This window comes from Rheinheimera texasensis (assembly GCF_964031785.1).
GTDB lineage: Bacteria > Pseudomonadota > Gammaproteobacteria > Enterobacterales > Alteromonadaceae > Pararheinheimera > Pararheinheimera texasensis_A.
This window is the reverse complement of record NZ_CAXIRE010000014.1, coordinates 169,345-179,475: the sequence shown is the minus strand read 5'-3', so window position 1 is coordinate 179,475 and position 10,131 is coordinate 169,345. Positions and strand designations below refer to the sequence as shown.

The following is a 10,131-nucleotide window of genomic DNA, read 5'->3' as shown; positions in this document are numbered from 1 at the left end:
AATGGCCGCATGCGGCGTTAAATTTTCTCGCTTTAGAACCACTAAAGCTTCAAAAATCTGCCTTGCCTGCGGCCATTCTGCTTATCGCTGCTGCCGCTTTTTTAAACTATATGGTGCTCTCGAACTTGCTGAAATTCAGCAGAATTTTCAGCAGCCTGAGCTATGCTCAGCACAGCCCCTTAGCGTTTACCCCCTTTTGCCTGAAGGACCTTGCCACATGCGTCAGAATTTACCCGTTACCAGCCACGAACGAACCTTTCCATCCGGCCAGAAACTGATTTCCACCACAGATTTAAAAGGCACTATCACCTACACCAATGACGCTTTTGTCGCGATCAGTGGTTTTTCCCGTGAGGAACTGGTTGGCGCTCATCACAATATTGTCCGGCATCCGGACATGCCACCGGCGGCTTTTAAAACCATGTGGCAATATTTGCAACAAGGCAAACCATGGATGGGGCTGGTGAAAAACCGCTGTAAAAACGGCGATTTTTATTGGGTGCATGCCTATGTCACGCCGATCAGCGAGCTGGGCAAAGTGGTCGGTTATGAATCAGTGAGGGTCGCACCGGACCGTCAGCTGGTGCAACATGCCGGCGCTTTGTATGCACAAATCAATGCCGGCAAAACGCCGCAAGGCCGCAGCTCTGCGCTGGCCTATCTCAGTCAGTGGTTTGCGTTGCCGCTGGTTAGCCTGTTGGGCGCAGGTATCGCGGCTGCCACTGGCGCGGTCGGCTGGGCTGCCGGTTTAGCAGCCGTTTCTGCTGTCGCAGCCATGGCGGCGACGCAACTGCGCAGTAACAGTGAACTGGCCCTATTAAAAGCCCAGATGCAACATCCGTTTACCGATCCGCTGGCCGTGCTGACCTACGCCCGGCACAGTGGCGCCTTGGGCGCGCTGGAAGTGGCACTGCGTGCCAGCAACTCGCATTTAGATACCATGCTGACGCGGATTGAAGATACCGCAACGACAGTGGCGCAGCGCTCCGTCTCCGCTTACGAGCTGTCCAGTCAGGCTGTGCAGCAGTTACAGCAGCAACAGCAACAAACCGAACTGGTCGCGACCGCCATGCACCAGATGACCACCACTATCGCTGAAGTCGCCAGCCATGTGCAGGAAACCGCCACCAAAGCCAACGATGCTGATGGCCTGGCGCGGCAGGGTTCGGCTATTGCCCGTCAGACCCGCGAAGCAATTTTACAGCTGCAGCAAACCGTCAATGGCGTCAGCCAGGCCGTGACGACGTTGGCCGGCCAGACCAGCATGATCAATCAGGCGGCGCAAATCATTGAACAAATTGCCGATCAGACCAATCTGCTGGCACTGAATGCCGCCATTGAAGCCGCTCGCGCCGGTGAACAGGGCCGAGGTTTTGCCGTAGTGGCGGATGAAGTGCGGCATCTGGCCTCGCGCACGACGGAATCAACCCGGCAGATTTATCAGATCATCCGCCAGTTATCCGAACAGGCAAAAAGCTCAGTCACTGTGGCAGAAAATGGCGTACAGGACGCCGCCACCGGCGTGTCAAAAGTACAAGAAGCGGAGCAGATGCTCAGTGGCATCAGCGATGTGGTCATTGGTATTGCCAGCATGGCGACACAAATGGCGGCAGCAGTGGAACAGCAGTCGCATGTGGCCGAAGACATTAATCAACAGGTGGTGTCGATTTCGACGCTGGCCAATGAAAGCATGCAAAGTGGCAGCGAAGTTTGTCACAGCAGCGAAGAGCTCAACAACACCGCTGAAGCGCTACATGAGCTGGTGCTGCGTTTCCGGCGCGATGTCTAGGCCAGTTTCAGGCGGTGAGCCTGTGGAGTGCTTTGGTGTCAGGTCTTGAATCAAGACCTGACTCACGGCTAAATCCCGGAGCATCCCGCCAGCAGCACTTCCTGCTCCAAAAACCGCTTGGTCGTTAATAAAGCCTGCGCCAGCCCATACAGCTGGTGCTGGTCCGCCAGCTCCACCGCTCGCTGCAGCTGCGCGGCTGATTTGGCCTCAGCGCGAAAGCCACTGAGCCAGGGTGTTAAATCCGGTGGCACCACAAAACGCACTTTGTCACCATAACGTTTGTGCAGATGGTCAAACACTTCAAGCCCGGCACTGTCAAAATCAAAAGCACAAAAAATCTGCTGATAACCGGCGAGCAAAGGGCTTAACAACGCCGAACCAATCCGCGACCCCGCCGCCAGCGCCACATCACAATGTTCCAACGCAAATGGCTCAGCCAGCATCTGCCGGCACAGCGTCAGTACTTGCGGATAACGGAAAAAGTTTTCTTCGTTTTCAATCAACAACAAAGTTGGTTTTGGCGTGAAACCCAGACTGAGCTGCGCCTGTCCTGTCCCTTCGGTGCTGCCGGCCGCCAGCACCAGATCTGGCCTCGGGCCGGCGCACCCGGCATGATAGACCAGCAGGTAACAATGTGAAGTCTGCACCCGGTGTGAATCGCCCTGCAAGCTTGCCGTAACCCGGTCAGCTGGCGCAGCGGCGCTTTGCAGCAAGGCGTCAAACAGCGTCGCATCAGCAATACTGACCTGCCATTTGCCGGCACCACTGGCTTTGACTTTAAACAGTTCAGTACGGCGCTGATAAAAGGCCGGCGGCAATAACGCCAGCATTTTCTGGTAATTGACCGGTTTACCTTGCTGTACATTTTGCAGATATTTCAACAACATCAGCGCACCTCAGCGTTTAGTAGCGCAGCCACAGCCCGCTGCCAGCCGGCCAGTAATTCCGCCCGTTGCCCACTGCTGCACTCTGGATAAAACCAAGATTCAGCCCGGACCAGCGCCGGCAAAGCGTCCAAATCGGCATACCAGTGCAGCTGAATACCGGCCAATAACGCCACGCCAAAAGCGGTGGTTTCGGTTTGCAGCGGCCGCATCACGTTGATATTCAGCACATCGGCCAGGAACTGACAAAACCAGCTGTTATTGACCATACCGCCGTCGACCTGCAGGCTCAACAGCGCGGCGCCATCTGAGCGCATTGCCTGCAACAGGTCGGCGGTCTGATAGGCCACCGCTTCCAGTACCGCCCGCGCCAGATACGCTTTGCCGGTGCCAAGCGTTAAGCCGGACCACTGGGCTTTTAACTCCGGTCGCCAATAAGGTGCACCCAGTCCGGTAAAGGCCGGCACCAGATAAACGCCGCCGTTATCCGCCAAGCTGGCCGCCAGGGCTTCGGTTTCACTGGCGTCGCGGATCAGGCCGAGCTGGTCGCGCAGCCATTTCACCGCCGCGCCGGCGACAAATATTGCGCCTTCCAGCGCATATTGCGTCTGGCCCTGCACGGTGCAGGCGACGGTGCTGAGTAGTTGATGCTGCGATTGCAGCAGCTGTTCACCGGTATTGAGCAGGGCAAAACAACCGGTGCCATAAGTACTTTTTAAACCGCCGGCGCGCACACAGCCCTGACCGATAGCCGCCGCCTGCTGATCGCCAGCCACCGCCACTATCGGCAAGGGCCGGCCAAACCAATGCGCATCGGTGGCACCAAAATCATCGGCACTTTGCCGCACTTCCGGCAACAACGCCGCCGGGATATCAAATAACTCCAGTAATTCCGCATCCCACTGCAAGCGGTGAATATCCAGCAATAAAGTCCGGCTGGCATTGGTGGTATCCGTCGCATGCACCCGACCACGGGTCAGTCGCCACAATAAAAAACTGTCGACAGTGCCAAATGCCAGTTCCCCTTGCACTGCCGCCTGACGCAGCGCCGCGTCCTGCAACAACCAGTGTAATTTAGACGCGGAGAAATACGGATCCAGACAAAGGCCGGTGCGTTGACTGACCCAATCCTGATGGCCGCGTTGCTGTAATTGCTGACAATAATCCAGTGTGCGCCGGTCTTGCCAGACGATGGCCGGCGCCACCACTTCGCCGGTGTCGCGCCGCCACAGCAATGTGGTTTCGCGCTGATTGGTGATGCCGATGCCGCAAACCTTCAGCTGCAGCACGTCAGCCTGCGCCAACACTTCGCGGCACACGGTCAGCACAGATAACCACAAAGCCTCTGCGTCCTGCTCCACCCAGCCGCTGTGCGGAAAGGCACAAGCCAGCTCCTGCTGCGCCTGCGCCCGCAGCGCACCGTGGCGGTCAAACAACATGGCGCGACTGGACGAGGTGCCCTGATCTATTGCCAGAATCACCTGGTTGTCTGGCGCGGGGATTTGCTCTGTTGATATCCGTTCTGCCGGCATAAACACTCCTGAGATCAAAAGGTCTGACCTAATGATAGATAAAACCGATACGGCTGCTCGGTCGCATCCGACTCGGCCTGACCATAACCCAGATACAAAGGCCCCAGCGGGCTGTCCCAGCCGGCAAAAATACTGCCGGCCCAAATCCAGTCCGCCGCCTGTACATCACGCATCGCACTGAACCGAGACTGGCGGACCAGGCCCCGTTCCAGCGAGGTGCCAAGATAAAACGGTGCTTTAAACAGGCTCAAGCGCGATTCCGGCAACTGATATTGATAGACCAGACTGGCGAACTGAATTTCCGAACCAAACAAAAAATTCTTTGGATACCCGGATAAATTTAATAAACCGCCGAGCGAAAATTGATCAAGTTCGACCAGATTATCGACACCGTCCGCGCGCTCAAACCGCAGCCGGCCGCGCAGGATATGCGACTGCCACTGCCGGGCCGCCTGTGCCTGCAGGCCATAAGTCTGGCTCTGGCTGCGGTTATTTAGATAATCGTCATTAAGATGTTGCCAGCTGGCTTCCACGCGCAGGCCACGACTGGGGAAGCTGCGACTGTCGAGCGTGTCGTAACTGAGCTGCCAAAGACTGCCACGTCGCAAATAAGGCAGGCTGTCAAACAGCAGTGCGCCGGCCAGCACCGCCGGCAAACGAAAACGGCCATCGCGGCGTTGCACCCCGACCGACACCTGCAGCGGGTCTATCGGCTCCCAGCCCAACGCTGCGCTGAGCAGCAGTTCACGCTGATTCAACTCGCCACCGGAGCGGCCGGCGTCATCTTCCAGCGCAAACACAGTCCGGCTTTGTTCAACATGCAATTCGCTGAAAAAGCCAGACAGCCCGAGCGGCCAATACAAAGTGCTGGCCAGCTGCTTATCGGTGCCAAGTGCCAGCACATTTTGTAATGAGGCGCCATAAGGTGACAACCCGGTCCACAAATGTGACGCTGCCAGCTGATAGTTATGGGTATTCTCAAAATCGTCTTCCAGCTGAAAACGAAAATCCAGATATGCCGGGCCCCAGCTTTTGGGTTCGGCGCGCAGCAACAACCGCTGCTGGCCCGCGGTGTCGAGCTGTAAGGTACTGCTGACCCGCTCCAGCGTATCCAGACCATAAATACGCCGTACGCCCTGTTGCAGCGTCTGTAATGAAACCGGCTGCTGTAACGGCACATCAAGGCGTTGCAACAACAGACTGTCAGCAAGATTGGTACGATTTTCCAAAGCGACCGCGGCCAGCTCTATGGTGGCAGGTGTTTGCCGGCGCTGTTGTTGCCATGCTGCATGCCGTGCAGGCTGACTCAGACGGCCAAGTTGGTTGCGCGCTGCGATGACAGCAGTCTGCCCCGCCGCGATGGCCTGCGGCATTTTGTCAAAATCCAAAGTCCCGACACTTTTTAGCTCAGGTTGGATCAACACATCGTCTGGCCCGAGCAACGCCAGTTGCGCGCGGACGGCTTCTGCCACCAGAAAATTGGTCAGTTGCTCGGTAATGGCCATCGCACTGTTCAGCTCTTTGCCGGACAACAGCGGCGCGTCGATAGACACCGCAATGATGCGCTCTGCGCCCAGCGCTTTGGCGATACTGACCGGTAAATTGTTGGCCACCCCGCCATCAACCAGCAAATGGTTCTGCAGCTGCATCGGCCGCACCACGCCCGGAATAGACATCGACGCCTGCACCGCATGTAATAAATTGCCACTGCTTAACACCACAGTTTCGCGGTTGGTCAAATCAGTGGCCACTGCGCGAAACGGGATGGCCAGTGCATCAAAACTGCCAAGCTCTGGCACCAGACCATAAGCCTGTTGTAACAACGCCGCCATCGCCTGACCGTGCAAAATGCCTTTGGGCACGCGTAAACCTTCGGGCCCAACGCCTAAATCCAGATTGATCGGAAACTGGTCGCGTTGCTCTTTGCGCCGCACCGGCACTTCGTCGCGGTCGACCCGGTCGCGAAAACCGTCACTCCAGGGCAGTTGCAGTAACAACTGTTCTATCTCGGCCGGCGTTTTGCCCTGCGCATAAAGCCCGCCGACAAAAGCGCCGATGCTGGTACCGACAATCAGGTCGACCGGGATTTGTTGTGCTTCTAACTGACGCAAGACCGCAACGTGAGCGCCGCCGCGGGCACCACCACCACCCAGCACCAGCGCGATACAAGGCCGGCCCTGAACTGTGCTACAGGGGCCGCTGCCAACCCGGCCCGGTTCAGCAAAAGCCGGTTCAGTCCACACCAAAGCGGCGACACAACAACTGAGTCCAAGCCAACCCCATGGTTTTAGCTGCATGATGTTCCCTCTGGTCGGCGCGCGACAGTACACCGGTTAAAAAATAATGCTTTAGTGTAAATAAAAGTGCCAGCCCTTTCCTGTTCTCAGATCAATAGCTTAGCTAAATAAGTGTCAATTTATTTTACAGTCACTGTAATGTTTTCTGAAAATCTTAATAAGAGTTTATTGAAATTGTCACAAAGGTCATTTAACGTACAAGGCCCTGGTCGGAGCACACTGAAAACAATAACCGTCTGGGCCCACCGAATCTGACAACTAAAACCAAGTTCTTACAAATGGACGTCACCATGAAACTAAATATGTTGTTGCTGGCGATGCTGCTGGCCCCGGCAGTACATGCAGAACCTTTTATCTCTGAATATGTGGAAGGCTCATCAAACAATAAAGCGCTGGAGATCTACAACCCGGCCGATGTTGCACTGGATCTGAGCGGTTATTCGATCAAAGTGTTTTCCAACGGTGCAGTTACCGCAGGCAAAACCGTCACGCTGAGCGGTACTTTGGCCGCCAAAAGCACTTTAGTCATCACAGATACTGGCTCAGTCGCAGCACTTGCCGCCAAAAGCAACATGACGTTTGGCACCAGCAATTTTAATGGTGACGATGCCATCGCCTTATACAAAGGCGCTGATTTAATTGACGTATTCGGTCAAATCGGCTTTGACCCAGGCACCTCTTGGGGCAGCAACAACAATTTCACCCATGACCGCACTTTAGTCCGCAAAGCCAGCGTGACCCAGGGCGACGCCAATGGCAGCGATGCCTTTGACCCAAGTCTGGAATGGGATTTTTACGCTAAAGACGATTTCGCCAATCTGGGTGCCCATACCGGTTCTGGCAGCGGTGATGGCGGCGGCGGTGTGGTAGTTCCACCAGTGGGCCCGGTCATTGGCAACTGTGGCGACAGTGCGACGCTGATTAGCGCCGTGCAAGGCAGCGGTGCAGCTTCGCCGGAAGCGGGCAAAACTGTGGTGGTTGAAGCGGTAGTGAGCCGCGTCACCGCATTTGCCACCGGTTTTTACATTCAGGAAGAAGCCAGCGATTCGGATAACAACCCGGCGACTTCAGAAGCTATTTTTGTCTACAACGATACGGCCACTGACTACCCGGCTGTCGGTGACAAAGTTCGGGTACTGGGTAAAGTAGAAGAATACTTCACCAAAACGCAAATCCGCCGCAGCGGCCTGCAGGCCTGTGGCACTGCCACTGTGCCACAAGCAGTCAGCGTGACGCTGCCGGTCAGCAACCTGAGCGTTTGGGAAAACCTGGAAAGTATGCAGGTGACCTTCCCGCAACAACTGGTGGTGGCTGATCACTATAACCTTGGCACTTATGGCGAACTGACTTTAGCGCCACAGCGCCTGTTCACACCAACCAACCAGTTCCGCCCAGGCACTGCAGAAGCCATTGCACTGGCGTCACAAAACAGCCGCAGCAAAATCGTGCTGGACGACCTGGCCAATGGCAAAAACCCGGCCAACATCATTTATCCGGCGCCTGGCCTGAATATGAACAACCCGGTACGGGTTGGCGACAGCGTCAATGCCAACTTAAGCGGTATTCTGGATTATAGCTTCAGCGCCTGGCGGTTATTGCCAGAAGGTACTGTGCAGTTTAACGCCAGCAATCCACGCGAAGAACAGCCAGTGCTGCGTAACCTGGGCAACCTGAAAGTGGCCAGCGCCAACGTACTGAACTACTTCAATGGCGATGGTTTTGGTGGTGGTTTCCCAACGTCACGTGGTGCTTCTACTGCAGTCGAATTTGAACGTCAGGCTAACAAAATCGTCGCCGCGTTAAGCAGCATCAACGCCGATGTCATTGGTCTGATGGAAATTGAAAACGACGGTTACGGCAGCCAAAGCGCTATCGTGGATTTAGTCAGTCGGCTGAATCAGCAGCTGGGCGCTGGTACTTATCAGTATGTCCAGGTGCCGGGTACCACGCAGCTGGGTACCGATGAAATCAGTGTGGGCATGTTATACAAACCAGCCAAAGTGACGCCGGTCGGCAATGCCGTCACCATCAGCACCGGCGTGTTTGGTTATGGTAACCGCCAGCCGCTGGTACAAACCTTTAAGCAAAAATCGAACAATGAAGTCTTCACTTTCGCCGTGAACCACTTCAAGTCAAAAGGCAGCTGCCCAAGCGGCTCCACCAATCCTGACCGTGATTTCAAAGACGGCCAGAGCTGCTGGAATGCGACCCGGGTGCAGGCGGCCACTGAGCTGACCGCATGGCTGGCGACCAATCCTACCGGTTCTGCCGACAAAGACGTGTTGATCATGGGTGACTTAAACGCTTATGCCAAAGAAGATCCGATTGTGACGCTGACCGGCAAAGGTTTCGTCAATCTGGTCGAGAAGTTCCAGGGCAACCGCGGTTACTCTTACCTGTTTGGTGGCGAAAGTGGTTATCTGGACCATGCGTTAGCCAGCGCCGCGCTGTCACCGCAAGTGACTTATGCGATGGAATGGCATATCAACGCCGACGAAAGCACGGTATTTGATTACAACATGGAAGATAAAACCGTGCAGCAGCAGGCCGATTTCTATCAGCCAACGCCATTCCGCGGTTCTGACCATGACCCGGTGGTGGTGGAACTGGCGCTGGTGAATGCCAATCCTGCCGACCTGGATAAAGACGGTGACGTCGACAATAACGACATCACGTTGTTTAACAACCTGCTGAAGTCAGGGGTGAAACTGGGTCTGGAATACGATTTTAACAAAGATGGTGTGGTTTCCAGCAGTGACGCCCGTGCGATGGCAACACTCTGTACTTATGCCCGTTGCGCTATCAAATAATCACTCAATCAATTGTTGTTGAAGGAATTTTATATGAAGAAGTTAATTGCATTGTTTGCCCTGTGTCTGACGTTTGGCAGTCAGGCCGCTGTGATCAAAGTGGAACTGGATAAAGCTCAGTATCAGAAAAATGACCTGGTGCAGGCGCAAATCCGCCTGCAGGGTTATACCGATGGTCTGGCTGGTTTTAAACTGGACCTGAGCTACTGGTCGGCAGCACTGGGTTTTGAAGCTGTGACTTTTGGCCCGCACTTTTCGCCGGTTGAACCAAACTTTGGTGACTACAGCAAAAACGGCAGCATGCTGACCATCAGCGAAATGAACCTGTTTGATTTCGCCTGGGACCTGGCTGGTGTACAAGGCCCGGATTTCACGCTGGCGACTGTGACGTTTAAAGCGCTGGGTGGCGGCCTGCACAAGCTGTTGCTGAATAACATCGAACTGACCGATGCCTGGGGTGACCAGGTCACAGATTTCACTATCGACCCGGCAGCAGTCAATGTGGCAGGTCCAGCCGTGCCAGCGCCGGCAACAGCCCTGCTGCTGTTACCTGCACTGCTGTTGCTGCGCCGTCGTAGCTAAAGCTGTCTCGCGCATAAAAAAGCCGGCTGTTGCCGGCTTTTTTTTTGGTAAAAACCACTTTGCGGCAAGGTCGCTGGCATCGCGGCCATGCGGCTCTCACCAGCCGGGTTATCGCACCAGAGATCTTTGAGTCAGCAGAGTTTTACTGCTATCGTTGTAACGTTTACTCATTCGGGTAAAATGCTTTAATTCGTTGTATCAATTGAACAATCAGTGTATTGGATCGCGACGGACCCG

Annotated in this window: 7 protein-coding genes; 4 read left to right on the top strand and 3 right to left on the bottom strand. The window is 55.3% G+C overall.

The window, feature by feature from the left end; translation table 11 throughout:
• Positions 1 to 278, top strand: a 278-nt coding sequence (locus ABNT34_RS04525; RefSeq protein WP_348729210.1) for a hypothetical protein, incomplete at its 5' end; no start/stop codon positions are given.
• Positions 218 to 1,789: a PAS domain-containing methyl-accepting chemotaxis protein gene (locus ABNT34_RS04520; RefSeq protein ID WP_348729208.1), complete on the top strand. Its 1,572-nt coding sequence runs from the start codon at positions 218 to 220 to the stop codon at positions 1,787 to 1,789. The genes ABNT34_RS04525 and ABNT34_RS04520, both read left to right, overlap by 61 nt.
• Before the next feature lie 68 nt (positions 1,790 to 1,857).
• Here the strand turns inward: ABNT34_RS04520 and ABNT34_RS04515 are convergent, their stop codons facing one another.
• Genes ABNT34_RS04515 through ABNT34_RS04505 form a run of 3 tightly spaced genes read right to left on the bottom strand, consistent with a single transcriptional unit; the run spans position 1,858 to position 6,502 of the window.
• The gene (locus ABNT34_RS04515) at positions 1,858 to 2,676 is read right to left on the bottom strand and encodes a hypothetical protein (RefSeq protein WP_348729206.1); all 819 of its coding nucleotides are present in this window, start codon (positions 2,674 to 2,676) and stop codon (positions 1,858 to 1,860) included.
• Positions 2,676 to 4,205 carry a glycerol kinase GlpK gene (gene glpK / locus ABNT34_RS04510; protein WP_348729204.1) on the bottom strand — a complete coding sequence of 510 codons (1,530 nt, stop codon included), beginning with the start codon at positions 4,203 to 4,205 and terminating at the stop codon, positions 2,676 to 2,678. The genes ABNT34_RS04515 and glpK overlap by 1 nt, the downstream gene beginning before the upstream one ends.
• Positions 4,206 to 4,219: 14 nt before the next feature.
• On the bottom strand, positions 4,220 to 6,502 hold the full coding sequence (locus tag ABNT34_RS04505; RefSeq protein WP_348729202.1) for a patatin-like phospholipase family protein: 2,283 nt from the start codon (positions 6,500 to 6,502) through the stop codon (positions 4,220 to 4,222).
• Positions 6,503 to 6,792: 290 nt separating this feature from the next.
• On the opposite strand from ABNT34_RS04505, the gene ABNT34_RS04500 reads away from it, so the two are divergent.
• The gene (locus ABNT34_RS04500; protein ID WP_348729200.1) at positions 6,793 to 9,312 is read left to right on the top strand and encodes an ExeM/NucH family extracellular endonuclease; all 2,520 of its coding nucleotides are present in this window, start codon (positions 6,793 to 6,795) and stop codon (positions 9,310 to 9,312) included.
• 33 nt (positions 9,313 to 9,345) lie between these two features.
• A complete protein-coding gene (locus tag ABNT34_RS04495; RefSeq protein WP_348729198.1) occupies positions 9,346 to 9,894 on the top strand; it encodes a hypothetical protein in 549 nt (182 codons plus the stop codon).
• The last annotated feature ends 237 nt before the right edge of the window (positions 9,895 to 10,131 follow it).